Raw genomic sequence first — 19,649 nt, 5'->3', positions numbered from 1 at the left:
ATTTTTATGAAAGAAGTGCAAATTCCCCAAACCCTGATTACACTTGCTGTCGGGATTGCTATTTGGCTTATTCCGGCACCTAACGGTGTTGTTGTTGAAGCCTGGCATTTATTTGCCATTTTTGTGGCTGCCATTTTAGGAATTATTCTAAAAGCGGCCCCAATGGGTACTATGTGTATGATTGCGATTGCTTTGACCGCATTTACACAGGTTCTCGCTCCGGGCGATCCCGGAAAATCAATTACACTGGCCTTAAAAGGTTTTGGTGATAAAGTAATCTGGCTTATCGGAATTTCTTTTTTTATAGCAAGAGGTTTTATAAAAACAGGACTGGGAAACAGGATTGCTTTTTTGTTTATTCGGGTATTTGGTAAAAGTTCGCTGGGACTGGCATACGGTCTGGGTTTGGCCGATTTGGTTCTGGCGCCGGCGGTACCCAGTAATACGGCAAGGGGAGGAGGGATTATTTATCCCATTATGAAATCTATGTCGATGAGTTTTGGTTCTGTTCCTGATCAGCCTGAAACACATCGAAAGTTAGGATCTTATCTAACGCTGAATTGTTATAATATGAACCTGATTGCCTCTTCTATGTTTCTTACCGGAACAGCAAGTAATCCAATGTGTCAGAAGTTTGCACTTAATTTAGGGATTAAAATAACCTGGATGTCGTGGGCGGCAGCGGCCATTGTGCCGGGATTGTGTGCTTTTTTTGTCATTCCGTTTGTATTATATAAAATCTATCCGCCAGAATTAAAAAAGACCGGAGACGCTCCGCAGATTGCGAGAGAAAAACTAAAAGAAATGGGGGCCATAACCAGAAACGAATGGATGATGCTTTTAACGTTTTTTATCCTTTTGTTTCTCTGGATGACAGGGGATTTGTTTTCTATCGATGCGACTACGACAGCTTTTATTGGTCTGGTGATTCTGCTTTTAACCTCTGTTCTGACCTGGGATGATGTCAAAGCCGAAAAAGGGGCCTGGGATACTATTGTGTGGTTCTCTGTTTTGGTGATGATGGCGAGTTCGCTTAACGAATTAGGTTTTATTGCATGGTTTAGTGATTTAGTAAAAGCGCAGATAGGCGGGTTAAGCTGGCAGATGGCTTTTCCGATCATTATTTTGGTATACTTTTTTAGTCATTATCTTTTTGCCAGTGCAACGGCTCATGTAGCAGCAATGTACGCAGCGCTGCTGGGAGTAGGAGTTTCGCTGGGAATTCCGGGATTATTGCTGGCTTTTATGCTCGGATTTATAGGATCGCTGTACGGGACATTAACGCACTACGGACATGGTCCGGCTCCCGTTTTCTTCGGGAGCGGATATGTGGATCTAAAAAGCTGGTGGGTTAAAGGTTTAATAACCGGACTTGTAATGCTTTTTATTTATATGGTAATAGGCGGATTATGGCTGTGGGTGATCGGAGATTTTTAAATCCTGATTCCCGGAGGCAATAATTCTTTGTACTTTGGATTTTTCTTGAAAAAAGTGGCGATTTTGGGATGAATCGGCACAACCCTGAATTTTTTCTCCGTGCTTAATTCCATAATGTTTTTGAGCAGAGTGTCAATTACAGGCTGGTTTTCAAAGTTTTCCGGTGTGTTGATTTTGGTTAAAAAGATTTTCTTTTCCTGAAAAGAATACTCAACACTTAAAAGCCCTTCTGGGACTACGGTTTCAAATTGTCTTGCAAAAGTATTGTCTTTGATTTCCATAGTTTCGGTAGGTTCCATATTTGTCATGTTTTTGGGGTGGATAAAAAATAGTAGAAAAAAGAACGATAAAATATAATCAAATAAATCTTTTAAAAAGATATTTAACTGCGGATGATTGGAACTGCAAAGTTAATCATTTGATTTTCAATATAAAATTATTTTATAAAGATATCTATTGATTTTAAAATTGATATTTTTTAATGCCTAAATCGTTTTATTGTATAATTATGGTGCAGGATTTGCTGGATGTATTGCTAAAAAAAGTAAATTTAACTGAAATTAAAAATCCATAATTATCAGACAAATGAGTAGAATTCCTGTGTATTTTATGCCTGGTCTGGCTGCGAGTCCGGCTATATTTGAAAGAATCAAACTGGACGAAGCTGTTTTTGAAACCTGTCTGCTGGAATGGGAAATTCCGCATCCTAAAGAAGCATTATCAGATTATGCTCTTCGCATTTCTAAGAAAATCACCCACGACAATCCTGTTTTAGTTGGTGTTTCGTTTGGAGGAATTCTGGTTCAGGAAATCGCAAAACATATCAAAACCCGAAAAGTTATTATTATTTCCAGTGTCAGGAGCAATGTTGAGTTCCCAAGAAGAATGAAAATCGGAAAAACAACCAAAGCGTATAAACTCATTCCGATGAAGCTGATTTTGAATATTGAAAGTCTGGCTAAATATTCTTTTGGAGATAAAGTTAATAAACGAATTAAACTGTATGAGAAGTTTTTGGCTGTTCGTGATCTGAACTATTTACAATGGGCCGTAGAATCGGTTATTTTGTGGGAACGAAATACAGTTGATCAGAATGTGATTCATATTCATGGCGATAAAGATGAAGTTTTTCCTATAAAGTATATCAACAGCTGTATCGTGGTAAAAGGAGGTACGCATATTATGATTCTCAATAAGTACAAATGGCTTAATGAAAACCTGCCTTCTATTATACTTGAAGATTAAAAGAGCAATAAAAAATCTAATAGTAAAAAATCCAAATTCCATCCCGAAGCGTCGGGAGAGTTTGGTACTTTGTAAAAAAAAAATAAGTCTTTTAAAAAGATTTGCTGAGAAGATAAAGTAGTTCTAATTGATTGAATGTCTTTTGAGGTAAAGTAAATCTAAAATAAAAAATCCCAGACTCCTTTTGGAATTTGGGATTTTAAATATTGGATTTACAGAATTTAGATTTTCTTCATTTGTTCTTTCATCATGGTAATCTGTTCTTTCAGCATTCCCTGCTTGTCCAGTTTTTTAACTTCTGCCAGTAAGTTGGTAGCTTCCAGTTTTCTTCTGCGTGACATGGCTACTCCGGCAAGGTTTAATTTTGCTACGGCTAAATCCATATCCATAGACAATCCCAGTTCGATTGCTTTTTTGAAATGTTTTTCAGCCTGGATTAAATTGGTTTGCGAAAGCATAATTCCGTGAAGGTAGTTAAAATACCCTTGTTGTTTTCTCACTAAGGCAGTTTCAGGATTTTTGATATAAGCCAGCCATTTTTTAGCACCGTCGAAGTCTTGTTTTCTTAATTTAAGGAAGGCTAATAAGATAAATTCGTTTTTGAAATAAAGAAAAATTGGAATAGCAGATAATAATATAAGGAAGATTCCATTTCCAACATAGTCATCGACAATCTGCCAAACGCCCGCAACTACTAGGAGTCCGGCTAGAATAAGTTTGATAATTTTGTTAAACATAATAGATGTATATTTGTGATTGCAAATATAGTAAAAGGAATTAAAAATATTTTTATAAAACTGCTTGCCAGAAAAAAAAGTCTTTGTATATTTGCACTCGGTTTTTGAATAACGATATCAAAAACAAATAAATAAGTTAATAGATACCATTTTTAAAGATACAAAGCAATGAGCAAAAGAACATTTCAACCATCGAAAAGAAAAAGAAGAAATAAGCACGGATTTATGGACAGAATGGCTTCTGCGAATGGAAGAAAAGTTCTAGCGCGTAGAAGAGCAAAAGGAAGACATAAATTAACTGTTTCTAGCGAACCTAGACACAAAAAATAATGTTTTTATAAACATACATAAGGCGATTACTTTTTTAGTATCGCCTTTTTTTATACCTTGTCGGTAAAAAACGCTGCAACATTCTAGTTTTTAGTACACTACGAATGTTTTTTTTAAAGTACTTACATAATAACTACACAATACATAAAAAATGCCTAAAGACACATCAATTAAATCCGTTTTAATAATAGGTTCGGGACCTATTGTTATTGGTCAAGCTTGCGAATTCGATTATGCAGGATCTCAGTCTGCACGCTCGATTCGTGAAGAAGGAATTGAGGTTATTCTGATAAACTCAAATCCGGCAACGATTATGACCGACCCATCCATGGCCGATCATATTTATCTGAAACCTTTAACTACAAAATCGATTATTGAAATTCTTAAGGAACATCCGCAAATTGATGCTGTTTTACCAACAATGGGAGGGCAGACAGCTTTGAACTTGTGTTTGGAAGCTGAGGAAAAAGGAATCTGGCAGGATTTCGGAGTAAAATTAATCGGTGTTGATGTTAATGCCATTAATATTACCGAAGACAGAGAACAGTTTAAACAGCTTTTAGAAAGAATTAATGTACCAACTGCACCTGCAAAAACGGCTACTTCTTATTTAGAAGGTAAAGAAATTGCTCAGGAGTTTGGTTTTCCGCTTGTAATTCGTCCATCGTTTACACTTGGTGGAACCGGAGCTGCTGTGGTTTACAAAAAAGAAGATTTTGATGAGCTTTTAACCCGCGGACTTGAAGCTTCTCCAATTCACGAAGTTTTAATTGATAAAGCTTTAATGGGATGGAAAGAGTACGAGTTAGAGCTTTTAAGAGATAAAAATGACAACGTTGTAATTATCTGTTCTATCGAAAACATGGATCCAATGGGAATCCATACAGGAGATTCGATTACAGTGGCGCCAGCGATGACATTATCGGATACCACTTTCCAAAAATTACGTGACTACGCAATTTTGATGATGAGAAGTATCGGAAATTTTGCTGGAGGATGTAACGTACAATTTGCAGTTTCTCCAGACGAAAAAGAAGATATCGTAGCAATCGAGATTAATCCGCGTGTATCCCGTTCTTCTGCTTTAGCATCAAAAGCAACTGGATATCCAATTGCTAAAATTGCTTCAAAATTAGCTTTAGGATACAACTTAGATGAGTTACAAAACCAAATTACAAAATCTACTTCGGCTCTTTTCGAACCAACTTTAGATTATGTAATCGTAAAAATACCACGTTGGAACTTCGATAAATTTGAAGGATCTGACAGAACTTTAGGTCTTCAGATGAAATCTGTAGGTGAGGTTATGGGAATCGGACGTTCTTTTCAGGAAGCGCTTCATAAAGCCACTCAATCTTTAGAGATTAAGAGAAACGGTTTAGGTGCAGATGGTAAAGGATATAAAAATTACGAACAAATTATCGAGAAACTGACTTATGCAAGCTGGGATCGTGTATTCGTAATTTACGATGCAATCGCAATGGGAATTCCGTTGAGCACTATTCACGAAATTACAAGAATCGATATGTGGTTCTTGAAACAATATGAAGAGCTTTATACTTTAGAAAAAGAAATTTCAAACTACAAAGTTTCAAATCTTCCTAAAGAATTATTGCTTGAAGCAAAACAAAAAGGTTTTGCAGACAGACAAATCGCTCACATGATGAGTTGTTTGGAAAGTGAAGTGCATACTTTACGTATGAACATGAACATCAACCGTGTATTCAAATTGGTAGATACTTGTGCGGCTGAGTTTAAAGCTAAAACACCTTATTACTACTCAACATTTGAAGCTGAAATCGAAAGAGCAAACGGAGAACGTTATGTTGATAATGAAAGCATTGTAACAGATAGAAAGAAAGTGATCGTATTGGGTTCGGGACCAAACCGAATTGGACAAGGAATCGAGTTTGATTACTCTTGTGTACACGGAGTTTTAGCGGCTAAAGAATGCGGTTATGAAACGATCATGATTAACTGTAATCCTGAAACGGTTTCAACTGACTTTGATACTGCTGATAAATTATACTTCGAACCCGTTTTCTGGGAGCATATTTATGACATTATCCAACACGAAAAACCAGAAGGTGTAATTGTTCAGTTGGGAGGTCAGACAGCGCTTAAATTAGCAGATAAATTATCTAAATACGGTGTAAAAATCATCGGAACTAGTTTTGATGCACTTGACTTAGCAGAAGACAGAGGACGTTTCTCAGACTTATTGACTGAATTGAATATTCCTTTCCCAAGATTCGGAATCGCTGAAACGGCTGATGAAGCTTCTAAATTGGCTGATACTTTAGATTTCCCGCTTTTAATTCGTCCTTCTTATGTATTAGGAGGTCAGGGAATGAAAATTGTAATCAACAAAAAAGAGCTTGAAGAGCACGTTATCGATTTGTTGAAAGCAATTCCAGGAAACAAATTATTATTAGATCACTACTTAGCAGGAGCCATCGAAGCAGAAGCTGATGCGATCTGTGATGCTGATGGAAATGTTTACATTATCGGAATTATGGAGCACATCGAACCTTGCGGTGTTCACTCCGGAGATAGTAACGCAACATTGCCTCCTTTCAACTTAGGAGAATTTGTAATGCAGCAAATTAAAGATCATACGCATAAAATTGCAAGAGCTTTAAAAACGGTTGGTTTAATCAATATTCAGTTTGCGATTAAAGATGATACAGTTTACATTATCGAGGCAAACCCAAGAGCTTCAAGAACGGTTCCGTTTATTGCAAAAGCTTATGGCGAGCCTTACGTAAACTATGCTACGAAAGTAATGTTAGGCCACAATAAAGTAACCGACTTTGATTTCAACCCGCAATTAAATGGTTATGCCATCAAACAACCGGTTTTCTCTTTCAGCAAATTCCCGAACGTAAACAAAGCGTTAGGGCCAGAAATGAAATCAACAGGAGAAAGTATCTTGTTTATTGACGACTTAAAAGACGATCAGTTCTACGAATTGTACTCCAGAAGAAAAATGTATTTGAGTAAATAATCTCAAATCTATCATAAAAAAAAGCTCCAATGAAAATTGGAGCTTTTCTTTTATGTTTTTCGATGTTCCGTAGGAACATGTTGTCGGTAGAGATGTTATTTGTTGTCGTTGTTTTACGTTCCGTAGGAACGTTTGGTGCAGGTGCTATTTTTAATAATGTTGTATCAAACGTTCCCACGGAACGTATAATTCTATTAGGCGTTTTTTCTATCGACGAAACATTCCTGCGGAATGAAACCTTGATATGAATGGGGAGTTGATTTTGTTAACGGAACAAACAAAATAATTGTCAAAAAAAAGCTGTCTCAAAACCTGAAACAGCCTTCTCTTTTATTTTACTCAGTTGTAAATCTTATTCACCTTGACCAAAGTTCATATTGTCTCTGGTATTTTTTTGTACTGAAATAGCACCAAACAATGCTAATAAGAACGCAAACGCATAGAAACCTTTTTCACTAGGTAGGATAGTGGCGTTCCAAAGTCCGACTGTTAACAGGACAATTGACAATAAGGTTCCGAACCAGCAGATTCCATAATAAATATCGGTTACCGGAAGATTTTCAAGTCGGTCTCTTACGCTCTTCTGTAGTGAAACTACGGCAAAAAGACCAAACATTAAAACGGTGAAATAATATCCTTTTTCGTTTAGAAGCATTTCAGCTCTGGCAAGTCCAACAATAAATCCAATTGTTCCTGCTCCAAGGGCAACCCATGATGCCGCTATAAAGGCATTTGATGTTTTTTGTATCATAAATAATACGGTTTTTGGTTAGGTTTTGAAATTTAAGTTTTTTGACGATGCAAAAATCTCTTGGGGTAAATGTAATTATTTTTGATTCATTGGATGATAAAAATAACTTAAAATTTAGTAAGTATAATCCTGTAATTGTTATATGTGAAAAATATAAGGATTACTTTAAAACTTCGAGGGCTTTTAAAATTACAGGATCTGTCTGGTTTTCAATATCCTGCCGGCTGTTTTTGATTTCAATTTTTACAGGTACCCCAGTGTCTTCAAGCAGTTTGTTGTCGGTAGAATAATAGCGCTGGTTTGAAAGTGTAAAAGATATTTTTCCTGATAAATCGGTTCCAAACATGTCCGACATCATTCCGGAAGTATTGGTGCCAATGGTGGTGACATTAGACTGCTGGTAAAGCGAGATCGTAAAATCCTCTGCAGAACTTGCTGTTCTGTCATTCGTCAGGATTACAATGGGTTTTAAATATTGTATTCCGTCATTAGGAACAATAGAGATAGGTTCAGGAGTGGTGAAATTTTCGTAATTCCCTTTCTGTCTGATCGATTTGTAGTGGGTAATTCTTTTTTCGGCAGCAAAACGTCCGGCCAGTTTATCGCCTCCGTGACCGCCTCCGTTTGACCGCATATCGATGATTATGCCTTTGGTATCTGAAAATGATTTCAGAATGCTGTCAAAAAGAGTCAGCATTACCTCAATATCTTCTTTTTCTTTTTGGTCATCAAAAAGACTCCCTACATTTCCAAAACATCTGGAAATCCGGATATACCCAATGTTATTGTTTCTTGCCGAATTGTATAAAGGAATGTCTTTAAACAGAGGTCCGCTGCCTTTTATTTTAGAAAAGCCGCTTTTTTCTAAAGTGATAAAGCTGGTTTCCCATAATTTGTTTTCGATTCCTTTGAATTCATTTAGAAATGCAGATTCTTTTTTGACTTTATAAATAACATCGTCGCCTTTTGAAATGGTAATATGTCCGTCTTTTAGGGGACTTACCATTTTTTCAAATACGGCAATAAGTTCTTTTTCTTTTGTTTTTTTCGTTATTAAAGGACGGAATTGGGTATAGGTGTCGTCCCAGTTTACTTTTTTAAGTTCAAAAAAAGCATAGTTGTCCCTGAATGCTGTCCAGAATGTTTCGAAATCTTTTTCGGGCTGGCTTAGCTTTTTTGTGTTTTGAGAATGAAGAGAAATACAAAAGAGAACTGAAACATAAAAAAGAAAGTGTTTTAATTTCATTACGATGGTTTTAGGTTTGTTTTTGGCTTAAAAATAATTGTTTAAAGATAGAATTAAAAATAAAGAAAGCTCCGTTTCGGGAGCTTTCTTAAAGTGTAGAGTAAGATGTTTTTTATTTGATTAACTGCTGTAATGGTTTTAATTGTTCCATGTCGATTTTTGACTCTTTCAAAACAGACATCAGTGTTATGATGTTGTTTGGGTTCATATTGTTTCCTAACACCCGGACAACAGCAAAACCATTTTCTTTCCTGTTGGCAAAAACGATAAACTCTTTAATGTTTTCATCTGAACCGACATAACTTATCGAAGCGCCGTCCTTACCGGATCCTACCTTCATTAATTCCTGATATTTTGGGTCTTTTAAAATGGAAGTCACTTTTTTGCGTTCCGTTTCAAATTCTGTCTGATTGTTATCGTTGGCTCTGAATGCTAATATATTCATTTTGTCAAACGATCTGATCGCTTCTTTCTGCTCAGTTGATAATTTAGTCTGATCCAGGTTTAAAATGTCTGACGAAACATCAAGAGCAATAAAGTCTTTTTTGTCCGTATTCTCAACAAAGTATTTTTGCAGAGAAGGTTCGGAATTACAGCTTACCAAAGTAAGTAAAGCTAAAATGGCTGTGGTGAAAACGCTGGCTTTCATATTATTTTTTGCCTTTTGATGCTTTTTTCAGGTCAGTACCCCCCGGAAGCTGCATTTTGTCTGTTAGTACCGAAATCTCATTTAAGTCAAAATTACCGGTAAGGGACAGTAAAACAGTATCGTCGTTTTTGGCACCGTCAACAAACATAAGCAATTCTTTGATCTGTGTATCCGTAGCCCCTGATTTTACCATGATTTTGACATTTTTTCCGCTGTCATTTATTCGCATCAGTTCTTCTAAACCGGCTGTTTTGATGTATTTATCAGCAGAAGCTTTCATATCAGCCTCAATCTTAGGGTTTTTAGTTGTAAACACTTTTAGGTAATCCAGTTTTTTGATTAAGTTGATGTACTGCTGTGTTTCTTTGTCAGAAGCATCTACTTTTACTTTGCTCATTAAATCGAACATTTTTTTGTTAACGATTACAGAGGTTACGTCGTCCTGACCGTCAAATTTGTCAAATGCGCCCTGTGCATAAAATGCATTTGTTACTAAGGCAAATACTAGTGTTATGATGAAATTTTTCATTTTTGATTGATTTTAATTACTGTTTAAAAATTTTGTTTTTTGTCTGTTCGTATTCATTAATGTATTGTACACTTTCGATACCTACATTAACATTGTTTGATAATAAGGCTAAAGCTTTTTGTGTTGCTTTTAAAGCTTCTTCCGGATTATCGTAGGTTCCTAATTCTGACTGTGCCGTAACCGGTGTTGTGCTTTTTTCGCTGGCAAAGAAATAGGTTCCAATTCCCAGTAAAACAACTGCCGAAGCTGCGATTGATAACCACGCCGCATTTCGTTTTTTGTCCCGAGCCCTCGGGAGTGGAATCTCCTGAGTCGATTTTTGTTGTTTTACCTGAGAGAAATAACCAAAAATTGGTTTGTACTGCTCCAGATGCTGCGCAACATCCGGCGATGAAAAGTAGTCTCTTAACTGATTTTCTTCGGCAATAGTAGTTTCTCCCTGAAAGTATTTTTCTAATATATTTTCTATTTTATCTAATTCCATAACTGTGTGCATTTACCATTGATTCTCTTATTTTTTTTCTGGCTCTTGAAAGGGCCACCCTGATTGCCGTTTCGTTCATGTTTACAATTTTGGCAATTTCTTCAAATTCATATTGTTCTACATCCCGGAGCTGGATTAACAACTGCAGCTGCTCCGGCATCTGATTTATTATTTTTTCTACCCATTCTAAACTGTCGGCATCTTCCAGTTTCCGGTCTAACTGCGGCTCACGATCAGTAAAGTTATTATGGACAATCTGAAGGTTTCCGGCTCTTTTTGATTTTAACTGGTCCAGACAATAATTTTTGGTCATGGTCATCGCCAGTGCCTCAACATTGTTGTAAGTGTCCAGGTTTTCTTTTTTATTCCATAATTTAACCATTACTTCCTGAGTAGCGTCCTCGGCTTCCTCCGTACTGGTGAGCAATCGTTTGGCCAGACGAAAAACTTTGTCTTTAAAAGGATTAACTAATTCTATAAACACATTCTGGTTCATAAATTAAAAGGTTATTCGTTAGCTTATATAGTCAAGACGAGGCACTATTATTTTTGTTACAGCGATATTCTAATTTTTTCTTAAAAAAAGAATACTACTTAAAACTAAAGGTAGTATTTTTACGTTAGTATTAGACCGAAACCTAATTTTATGAAACCAATTTTAAAATCTTTGTTATTTTTATTTGCCCTGACCTTTTTTCTGCAATCTTGTGAAGATGAAGATGATGTAAGGGTTCCGGCAAATCTGCAGGTAAATAATTTTATCTGGAACGGTTTAAATACGCTCTATTTGTGGAAGGGCGATGTGCCTAATTTAGCAGATGATCGTTTTAGCTCCCAGTCGGAATTGAATGCTTTTTTAGAAGGATATTCAGAACCGGAAGAACTATTTCAGGATTTATTAAATAAACCAATCAGTAAATATCCGAGCAATGCGATTGACCGTTTCAGCTGGATGGTCGATGATTATACTGTTTTGGAACAGGAACTTAGCGGAATTACCAAAAATAACGGGGTAGATTTTAAACTTACCCGAATTTCAGAAGGGTCAAATGATGTAGTAGGTTATGTTCGTTATATTATTCCTAATTCTGATGCATCCGGTAAAGCCATAAAACGAGGTGATTTATTTACTAGTGTTAATGGTACTAAACTTACAGTTTCTAATTATCAGTCCTTATTAATAACTCCGGATACTTATACTTTGGACCTGGCAGATTATAACGGTTCTGCATTTGTTTTAAATGGCAAGTCGGTTACCTTAACCAAGACTATTTTAGAAGAGAACCCAATTTTGATTAATAAAGTAATTGAAACTGGAGGGCATAAAATAGGGTATCTGATGTATAATGGTTTTTATTCTGATTATGATTCGAAATTAAACGAGGCTTTTGGGGAATTAAAAACAAAAGGTATAACTGAGCTTGTTTTAGATTTAAGATATAACGGAGGAGGTTCTGTACGTACAGCAACACGTTTGGGCAGTATGATTACAGGACAGTTTACCGGACAGGTATTTTCTAAGCGACAATATAATTTCAGGCTGATGGCTGGTTTAAGTGAAGAGCAGCTGGAGGAGTTAAGTGAAAGATTTGTAAGCAACTTCAACGGCGTTTCTGTAAACAGTTTAAATCTGCCAACTGTTTATATTTTAACGACTTCTAACACAGCATCGGCGAGCGAACTGGTTATAAACGGGTTAAAACCTTATATTAACGTAATTCAGATAGGAGAGACCACAACAGGTAAAAACGTGGGTTCGGTAACTCTTTATGATTCAGAAGATTTTACCAAATCAAAAGTAAATCCAAATCATAAATATGCCATGCAGCCTCTGGTTTTTAAAATTTCAAATGCTGATGATTTTGGTGATTATACGCAGGGACTGGTTCCAAATTATGTTCAGAATGAGCGTATTTCTAATTATGGTGTTCTGGGAGATCCTTCGGAGCCCTTATTAAGTCTTGCGATATCTAAAATTACAGGTGTAGCGGCTAAAAAAGCACTGAGCGGCGAAGATTTAATTTTACCATATGTCAACGATTCTAAAAAACTAAACGGATTGCGAAATGAGATGTATCTGGAAAGTGCTCCAAAAGAATTATTAAGACATTAAATAAAAAAAGGCTTTCAGAAATGAAAGCCTTTTTTCCAAAAACTAATAAACTAATTCGAAACAAATTAATCATTAAAATAAAAACCGTTTGATCCCACCCCGGTGGTTAACATTTTTTGCAGGTTACCGCTTAAATTATAGATATAAGCTTTTCCGTCTGCAGTAAAGGTTCCGTCAGCTACATAAATGCGGTTATCTTTAACGGCAAAGCCATACACATAACCAGCATCAGAAGTAACAATTGCTGTTGTAGACGGCGCTGCAGCATTTAGAGCCATCGCATAAACAGAGCTTCCTGCGGTATAATAAATTTTATCATCTTCAATATCCATAAAAGCGGCACCGTCTAAACTTTCAGGGAATGTAATTTTAGACACAGATTTGTCTGATATTTTTACTTTAACAAGCTCGCTTCTGTCTCCGTAAGGACCTCTTAAAATATATAAGGTTCCGTTTTCTTCTTCAATACAATCAGCACTGTAACCAATTTCTATTGGAGTTCCTACTGCTTTTGTGGCAATATCTACGACTAATAATTTACTGCTGTTATAAGGTTCTGTAATATATAATTTACCATCCTCTTCTATTAATCGGTTTGCAGTGGCATTTAAGTTAATTTTAGATTCAACAGTGTTGTTTGTTAAATTAATTACCGCTACATAATCGTCTGTATTTCCATTTGGGTTTTCTTCTGGTTTTTCGTAGTTATAGTAGGTATTGGCATTGGTAACATAAGCTTTCCCGTCTTTTACAACACCATATCTTGGATTAGCAAGTCCGCTGTCAATTTTGGCAATTAATTTAAAAGTGTATCGGTTTACAATATTAATCACATTGGATCCTCCTGCAATGATATAAGCTTTATCGCCGTCAAAAAAGATATTTTGGACAAATTTCCCAAGAAGTTCATTTTTTCCGTTTACAGTAGTGTAAACATCTTTTGTGAAAGTACTGAAGTCATTACTTGAAAATGAAACAGTTCCCACATCAGAGCTTCCTTCATTTAAAATGAAAAAACCGTTTTCATACTGTCCTTTTGGTTCGTCAGTATCGGTGTTATCATCATTATCACTCGAACAAGAGGCTAATAGTGATACGCTGAGTGCTATTAAAAGTAATTTACTAAGTTTCATAAATATTAAAATTTTAGAGTTAAATACATATTGAAATTGCGGCCAGGCATAGGTCTGTTTTCCAGACTTTCATAATCTTCATTGAAAAGGTTCAGCACCTGAAAACCTAGTTTGAAAGAATCCAGAAATTTAAAATCATAGTCAATTCCTAAATTAGAGACGGTGTAGGCTTCAATAATTTCATCAGGATTATTATCTGCTCTTGTGTATACAAAACCATTATACAAAAACTGATAATAGGCTGATATCCGGTTTCGGGAATAGGCTGCCGAAGCAGTTACTTTGTTATAAGGAACAAAGAACAGCTGATTTTTGGTTTTTTCATCTTTAGAAGCGGTATAGGCATAAGCCGCATTGGCACTCAGATGATTTTTGCCCAGTTGTTTTTTCCAGCTTAAGAGTGTTTCTGTTCCATAACTATTAACTCTGTCCTGATTTTGGGGAGTCCAGATACCGCTTTGTCCGGGTACCCATTGCAGCAGATCTTTAATTTTCATGTAGTAGAAAGTCTGTGTGAGTGAAATGTTTTTAAATGTAAACACATTTCCAATCTCGGCCTGATAAGAGCTTTCTGGTTTTAAATTAAGATTTCCGCCCGGTTCCCAATACAAATCATTATAAGTTGGAATTCTGAAGTTTCGGGATACATTAAGTTTAAAAGTATACCATTCATTAAACTGATAAGAAGAACCCAATGAAAACAAAACCGGGGACTTATAATTGTCTGTGAATTCTTTTCTGATTCCCAATTCGTTTTTCCAGTTTTTGGAGAAATCCTGTTTTATTAATATTCCTGCTGAACTGATCTCTCTGATATGATCGCCAAAGCTGGTTCCGTAACCTTTAGTTTTATTATAGTCTAAGATTGCGTTAACCTGGGTAGATTTAAAAAAGGTATAGCCTAAATCTGCTTTAGTAATTAGATTTTCGGTTTTACCATAGCTGTAATAGTCTTTTGTGTTGTCGGCGTAATATTGGTAGTTCTCAAAAATATAGGCCGTTTTGAAATTAGCTTTAAGTTTTCCGAAATTACCATCGTATTCGAGAAGGTTTCGATTAAAGCCATTTACATATTTGCTTTTAGTGTCCGATTCGGTAATTAAAGAAGTATTACGATCGGTATTTGAGGTCTGACTGTACAGTTTGAGTGTGTTTTTGGCATCAATTTTATATCCAAGATTAGCACTTGCGGTTATTATATCGTACTGCCCGTTTTGGTTCCAGCGCTGTTCGCCCCTCCAGGTATAACGGTTCAGATATTTATAATCGTTTGTCGAACTGTTTTTGGAAAAGCCAATTTGAGCGCTCCATTTTTTATTAGAGATATTAGTCTTATAATTTATTCCAATCGTATTAAAACTTCCGTAATCCAGTTTTAAATTATTCTCAAAACGATTATTAAATACTAAATCGTTATTTAAATGAACCGTTCCGCCAATGGCACCGCTTCCGTAAATAACACTTCCGCCTCCGGCTTTTATGCTGACCGAATTATAATCGGAACCCGAAATTGTATTAAAATCGGTACTTCCGTTCATTTGCGAATTGATATTGATCCCGTTCCAGATTACGGCTGTCTGCGAAGAAGTAGTTCCTCTAAAGGAAACCGTAGAAAGCATGCCTCTTCCGTATTCTTTGAAATAAAGCGTTGAATTGAAGTTGAGTAAATCGGTCAGTAAAGCTTCGTTTCTGTTTATCACAGAATCATTGAGTTTTACAACAGACTGAGAATTGGAGAATTTTTTAAGCTGGGTATCAGAAACTACCACTTCTTTTAAGGCAATAGAATCTCTCTGCGCCGAAACGAACTGACACAGCATTAAAAGAAAAAAAATAAAACGTATTCTCAAAGTCATAATTTCTCCACTCTTTTTCCCGAGAGCTCGATATTGGTTATAAAGGCAGGTCTCCTGGCTTGCGTCTTGTTGTTTACCTTCCCATTCGCCGGGGCGAGCAGTGGTTTTGCAGTTACAACAAGCATTCTTTTCAGAATTAAGCTTACAGTTGCGGGTACAGCTCAAGATTCTACTTGATTCCCTTTTAATGTGTTTTATAACAAAAAACACAACCTTAATTTGCTGCAAAGATAGAGTTAAAAATATTCATTATTCAAATTTGTTTGGGTTTTAAGAGTAAATAGTCAAACAAAGGCATGATTTATAATTCTATTCTTATAATTTCGCCAAAATTCACTTTATTTTCAAAAGCATCTTTTAAAGGCGCAGAAGTTTGATGACACAAAATACTTCTTATAACACCGGCATGACAAACAATGATTACGGGATGTTTTATTGCTGAAATTTTATCAGCTAAAAACTGCCCGACCCTTTCATGTAATTCCACAAACGATTCACCATTGGAAACCGGAATATTAACAAAATCTTCCATCCAGGGATTTAATTCTTCCGGCGGGATTTCATTCCAGTTTTTCAGTTCCCAGTCACCAAAATTCATTTCTTTCAAACGGTCGTCTTCCTGATAAGAAATGGGATTTATATTTTCCTGAATATGTTTAGCTAAAAGAGCGCAGCGTTTTAATGGACTTGAGAAGATAACAGCTTCCCTTGGTAATCCTGAAACAATTGTGCTGAAAGTTTCATCAAAAGGAACTGCGATATCTACATCAGACTGACCGTAACAGATTCCTTTTTCACAGACTGTTTCGGTATGGCGTACTAAATAAATTTCCATATAAAAAGTATACTGAGATAATATATAATTTCACAAACCTGCTGTGTCGCTCCCAGACAGTCCCCCGTATAACCGTCAATCCATTTTTGAAAATACCGGGCTAAAAAATATCGGGTAATAAAAACCGGAATTATGGCTAAAATCAATCTAAGGTTAAAATAAGCGAATGCAGACAACGGAATTAATCCAAAAAAGAAAGAGCCGAAAACTTCTTTCCAGGTAAATTGTTTCGCAATGGGTTTGCTTTTACTTGAAGCATCTTCACGTGAATAGTCATGAGTAAAAATGATGCTGATTGCAGCCAGGCGACTCAAAGAATGAGCCGAGATAAAAAGTAAATAAATTAAAAGATTACTAGTTGTAAAAAGGGAAATAGATTCTGAAAGCAGTCTGAATTTTGCCAGAAAAAGTAAAACAAGACCAATCGCACCATAAGCGCCAATAGCGCTGTCTTTCATAATAAGGAGGATTTTTTCTTTGGTCCAGCCGCCGCCAAATCCGTCGCAGACATCGGCAAATCCGTCCTCGTGAAAAGCTCCGGTTGTTAAAACTGAGGCAATAATGGCAAAAATAACAGCTGTTTCTACAGAAAGAAAAAGGGAGAAGACATAAAAAAACAGAAATGAAATACTGCCGACAATCCAGCCGATAAAAGGGAAATACCGGGTGGCTTTATTTAAATAATCCGGATCATGATTAATGTTCTTCGGACAGGGAATACGGGTGTAAAACATTAAACAGGTAAAGAAAATATGAAGTTCTTTTTTCATTTAAAGGAGATGAATTGAAAGGTTATATTCTGATAAAACTGAAAACTGAGACCGGGGACCGGGACTAAAAAAACTACTTCCTGCTGACACCCGCACTCTCAAAACTAGCCATTTCATTCAAAAAAGCTTCAGCCGATTTTAAAACTGGAAAAGCGACAGCGCAGCCGGTTCCTTCGCCTAAGCGTAAATCAAGATGTAGAATAGGTTTTGCTTCAAGATAATTTAACAGTTTTATATGTGCTTTTTCAGCAGAACAATGACAGAAAACAGCATTGTCTTTAATGTTAGGATTGATTTTAGAAGCGATTAAATAGGCAGCTGTACAAATGAAACCGTCAACCAGAATAATCATTTTATTTTCATAAGCGGTTAGCATGGCACCTGCCATCAGGATAATTTCAAAACCTCCAAAATAGGCCAGATACTCTTTTAATTCCGGTTTTCCGGGATAATTTTCTAAAGCCTTTTTGAGTATTTTTTGTTTTTCCTGTAATTTCTGGTCACTAATTCCGGTTCCCTTTCCAACGCATTCTTCAATAGGTAAACCTGTTAAAAGACTCATTAAAACAGCAGCAGTCGAAGTATTCCCAATTCCCATTTCGCCAAAACCAATACAGTTCGAACCTGATTTCGCAATATTTTCAACAATAGATTTTCCTTTTTCAAAACACAATTGAACTTCCGTTTCGCTCATTGCAGGTACCTGAAGAAACGACTGGGTTCCTTTGGCAATTTTAGCATCTATTAATTTTGTGTTTGTCGGAAAATCATAATTTACTCCGGCATCAACAATAGATAATTCGATATCATTTTGTTTACAGAAAACATTTATGGCTGCTCCGCCCTCCAGAAAATTAGAAACCATCTGGCGGGTTACATCCTGTGGATAATCGCTTACGCCGTGATTGGCAATGCCGTGATCGGCTGCAAAAACAACGATATTGGGGTTTGTGATTTTTGGATTTAAAGTTTCAAAAACTACTGCTAACTGAAAAGCTAAGGTTTCTAAAGTACCCAGCGAACCAACTGGTTTTGTTTTTGAATCTATTTTTTCCTGTAAAAGAGTATTGAAATCAGCAGTGCTTCCGATTTCAGTTTTCTCTTTTAGTTTAAAATCAGGAATGTTTATTTTGTGAATTTCTGAAATCTCTGTACAGATTGGAGCTTCCGATTTTTGTTTCCAGTGCAGCTGCTGCAGCATGGGCTGATTGTTATAATTGGTAGCCGGTTTTCCGATGCAGAAATAACCCAGCGGTTCTATGTTTTCGGGTAAATCGAGGATTTTTTTAAACTGGTAATAATTTAAAATAGAAACCCAGCCCATTCCGTATCCTTGTTCCGTCAGTGAAAGCCAGATATTCTGTGCCGCACAAACGGAGCTGAATTTAACCGCTTCATTACTGCCGATAGTCCCAATGGTAAACTGGTTCAGAACCGAGCGGTCATAAGCAATAATAAGTCCGATTGGAGCTTCTTCAATAGCTTCGAGTTTCAGCGAATTATACAATTCTTTTTGTTCTTCGTTATCGGTTCGTTCCGCTGCTTTTTTGTTGTAATCCAAAAACAGCTTTTTGATAGAAGTTTTAACTTCATTCGATTTAATGAGATAGTATCGGGTCGCATCTGTCAAGCCAACAGAAGGTGCCCAATGACCGGCCTGTAAAGCTTTCTGAATGACTTCATCAGGAACGGTATCGGTTGTAAAATGCCGGGTGTCACGACGTGATTTTAATATATCGTCTAAGTGGGTCATAAATTTCAAATTCAAAAATCAATATCAATGTCAATTACAATTTTCACTTTATGTAAAGATACTCCACGATATTTGAATTTGAAATTTAAAAGTTTAGAATTTGTTTTTTGATATTGCAATTGCCATTGATATTGATATTGTCATTGATATTGTCATTGATATTGTCATTGTCATTGATATTGCAACTAAATTTTTGTTACCCTTTTATCTTGACCGGAATTCCGGAAACCATCAAAACCACTTCATCTGCTTTTGAAGCCAGAAACTGATTCATCCAGCCTTGCAGTTCTGTAAATTTTCTCCCAATATGAGTTTCTGCGTGAACACCCATTCCGATTTCATTTGTTACAATAATGATATTGGTATTTTCCTGATTGGCAATGGCAAGGAATTCTTTTTTAGCTTCTTCCAAACTTAGCAGAACATCATTTTTAGTATCTGCAAAAAAGTTAGTAAGCCAAAGTGTGACGCAGTCTATCAAAGCTGTTTTTCCGGAGAAATCAATTTTACTTAAAAACTTTTCTTCTTCAATATTCGTCCAGCGTTCGTCCCGTTCCAGCTGGTGGCGGTCAATACGGTTTTGAAAATCAGCATCCCATTTTCGGGCTGTTGCAACATATAGTGGAGTATCTGAAAGCTGCAGTGCCAGATTCTGGGCGTAACTGCTTTTTCCTGACCTTTCGCCGCCTGTAATTAGGTAAATCATTTTTTTAGGGGAGTTATAAGTTAAAAGTTATGGGTTAAGTGCTGCACTATGAGACAAAGATAACGAAG

At 36.2% G+C, this 19,649-nt stretch carries 19 protein-coding genes and 1 riboswitch; of the genes, 5 read left to right on the top strand and 14 right to left on the bottom strand.

What is annotated here, in order from left to right; genetic code table 11:
* The first annotated feature begins 6 nt into the window (after positions 1–6).
* Positions 7–1,437: an anion permease gene (locus tag ACODST_RS03915; protein WP_488930810.1), complete on the top strand. Its 1,431-nt coding sequence runs from the start codon at positions 7–9 to the stop codon at positions 1,435–1,437.
* On the opposite strand, the gene ACODST_RS03910 is transcribed toward ACODST_RS03915, so the two are convergent.
* On the bottom strand, positions 1,434–1,745 hold the full coding sequence (locus ACODST_RS03910; protein WP_488930809.1) for a GNAT family N-acetyltransferase: 312 nt from the start codon (positions 1,743–1,745) through the stop codon (positions 1,434–1,436). The two genes, ACODST_RS03915 and ACODST_RS03910, sit on opposite strands and share 4 nt — an antisense overlap.
* 277 nt (positions 1,746–2,022) lie before the next feature.
* Between ACODST_RS03910 and ACODST_RS03905 the strand changes: the two genes are divergently transcribed.
* Complete coding sequence (locus tag ACODST_RS03905; RefSeq protein ID WP_488930808.1) at positions 2,023–2,682, top strand: alpha/beta hydrolase; 660 nt, start codon at positions 2,023–2,025, stop codon at positions 2,680–2,682.
* Between the two features lie 221 nt (positions 2,683–2,903).
* Here the strand turns inward: ACODST_RS03905 and ACODST_RS03900 are convergent, their stop codons facing one another.
* Positions 2,904–3,419: a DUF2892 domain-containing protein gene (locus ACODST_RS03900; protein ID WP_488930807.1), complete on the bottom strand. Its 516-nt coding sequence runs from the start codon at positions 3,417–3,419 to the stop codon at positions 2,904–2,906.
* A 168-nt stretch (positions 3,420–3,587) separates the two neighbouring features.
* Between ACODST_RS03900 and rpmH the strand changes: the two genes are divergently transcribed.
* Positions 3,588–3,749, top strand: coding sequence for a 50S ribosomal protein L34 (gene rpmH / locus ACODST_RS03895; RefSeq protein WP_008464848.1), 162 nt, complete (start codon positions 3,588–3,590; stop codon positions 3,747–3,749).
* 151 nt (positions 3,750–3,900) lie between these two features.
* Positions 3,901–6,756: a carbamoyl-phosphate synthase large subunit gene (gene carB, locus ACODST_RS03890; RefSeq protein ID WP_488930806.1), complete on the top strand. Its 2,856-nt coding sequence runs from the start codon at positions 3,901–3,903 to the stop codon at positions 6,754–6,756.
* Between the two features lie 352 nt (positions 6,757–7,108).
* On the opposite strand, the gene yiaA is transcribed toward carB, so the two are convergent.
* The 6 genes from yiaA to ACODST_RS03860 form a co-directional block, all read right to left on the bottom strand.
* On the bottom strand, positions 7,109–7,507 hold the full coding sequence (gene yiaA / locus ACODST_RS03885) for an inner membrane protein YiaA (RefSeq protein ID WP_488930805.1): 399 nt from the start codon (positions 7,505–7,507) through the stop codon (positions 7,109–7,111).
* 160 nt (positions 7,508–7,667) lie between these two features.
* Positions 7,668–8,753, bottom strand: a complete 1,086-nt coding sequence (locus tag ACODST_RS03880) for a S41 family peptidase (protein ID WP_488930804.1) — start codon at positions 8,751–8,753, stop codon at positions 7,668–7,670.
* A gap of 112 nt (positions 8,754–8,865) precedes the next feature.
* Positions 8,866–9,402: a DUF4252 domain-containing protein gene (locus ACODST_RS03875; RefSeq protein WP_488930803.1), complete on the bottom strand. Its 537-nt coding sequence runs from the start codon at positions 9,400–9,402 to the stop codon at positions 8,866–8,868.
* A gap of 1 nt (position 9,403) precedes the next feature.
* Positions 9,404–9,931, bottom strand: a complete 528-nt coding sequence (locus ACODST_RS03870; RefSeq protein ID WP_488930802.1) for a DUF4252 domain-containing protein — start codon at positions 9,929–9,931, stop codon at positions 9,404–9,406.
* Between the two features lie 16 nt (positions 9,932–9,947).
* Positions 9,948–10,415 carry a hypothetical protein gene (locus ACODST_RS03865; RefSeq protein WP_488930801.1) on the bottom strand — a complete coding sequence of 156 codons (468 nt, stop codon included), beginning with the start codon at positions 10,413–10,415 and terminating at the stop codon, positions 9,948–9,950.
* Entirely contained in the window at positions 10,402–10,911 is a 510-nt protein-coding gene (locus ACODST_RS03860; protein WP_488930800.1) for an RNA polymerase sigma factor, read from the bottom strand. Before ACODST_RS03860 ends, ACODST_RS03865 begins: the two co-directional genes overlap by 14 nt.
* Positions 10,912–11,061: 150 nt before the next feature.
* On the opposite strand from ACODST_RS03860, the gene ACODST_RS03855 reads away from it, so the two are divergent.
* On the top strand, positions 11,062–12,528 hold the full coding sequence (locus tag ACODST_RS03855; RefSeq protein ID WP_488930799.1) for a S41 family peptidase: 1,467 nt from the start codon (positions 11,062–11,064) through the stop codon (positions 12,526–12,528).
* Positions 12,529–12,593: 65 nt separating this feature from the next.
* Here ACODST_RS03855 and ACODST_RS03850 read toward each other — a convergent pair whose 3' ends face one another.
* The 6 genes from ACODST_RS03850 to cobU form a co-directional block, all read right to left on the bottom strand.
* On the bottom strand, positions 12,594–13,661 hold the full coding sequence (locus ACODST_RS03850; protein ID WP_488930798.1) for a DUF5074 domain-containing protein: 1,068 nt from the start codon (positions 13,659–13,661) through the stop codon (positions 12,594–12,596).
* Positions 13,662–13,666: 5 nt separating this feature from the next.
* The gene (locus ACODST_RS03845; protein WP_488930797.1) at positions 13,667–15,517 is read right to left on the bottom strand and encodes a TonB-dependent receptor plug domain-containing protein; all 1,851 of its coding nucleotides are present in this window, start codon (positions 15,515–15,517) and stop codon (positions 13,667–13,669) included.
* A gap of 27 nt (positions 15,518–15,544) precedes the next feature.
* Positions 15,545–15,749, bottom strand: a riboswitch (cobalamin riboswitch).
* 69 nt (positions 15,750–15,818) lie between these two features.
* Positions 15,819–16,352: an alpha-ribazole phosphatase gene (cobC, locus tag ACODST_RS03840; RefSeq protein WP_488930796.1), complete on the bottom strand. Its 534-nt coding sequence runs from the start codon at positions 16,350–16,352 to the stop codon at positions 15,819–15,821.
* Positions 16,337–17,122, bottom strand: coding sequence for an adenosylcobinamide-GDP ribazoletransferase (locus ACODST_RS03835; RefSeq protein WP_488930795.1), 786 nt, complete (start codon positions 17,120–17,122; stop codon positions 16,337–16,339). The genes cobC and ACODST_RS03835 overlap by 16 nt, the downstream gene beginning before the upstream one ends.
* A 73-nt stretch (positions 17,123–17,195) precedes the next feature.
* A complete protein-coding gene (cobT, locus tag ACODST_RS03830) occupies positions 17,196–18,875 on the bottom strand; it encodes a nicotinate-nucleotide--dimethylbenzimidazole phosphoribosyltransferase (RefSeq protein ID WP_488930794.1) in 1,680 nt (559 codons plus the stop codon).
* Positions 18,876–19,071: 196 nt separating this feature from the next.
* Positions 19,072–19,581: a bifunctional adenosylcobinamide kinase/adenosylcobinamide-phosphate guanylyltransferase gene (gene cobU, locus ACODST_RS03825; RefSeq protein ID WP_488930793.1), complete on the bottom strand. Its 510-nt coding sequence runs from the start codon at positions 19,579–19,581 to the stop codon at positions 19,072–19,074.
* Positions 19,582–19,649 lie beyond the last annotated feature (68 nt).

The sequence above is a fragment of the Flavobacterium sp. FG19 genome (genome assembly GCF_057809475.1).
Note: the sequence above shows the minus strand (reverse complement) of the source record. Positions and strands in the feature narration are given on the sequence as shown.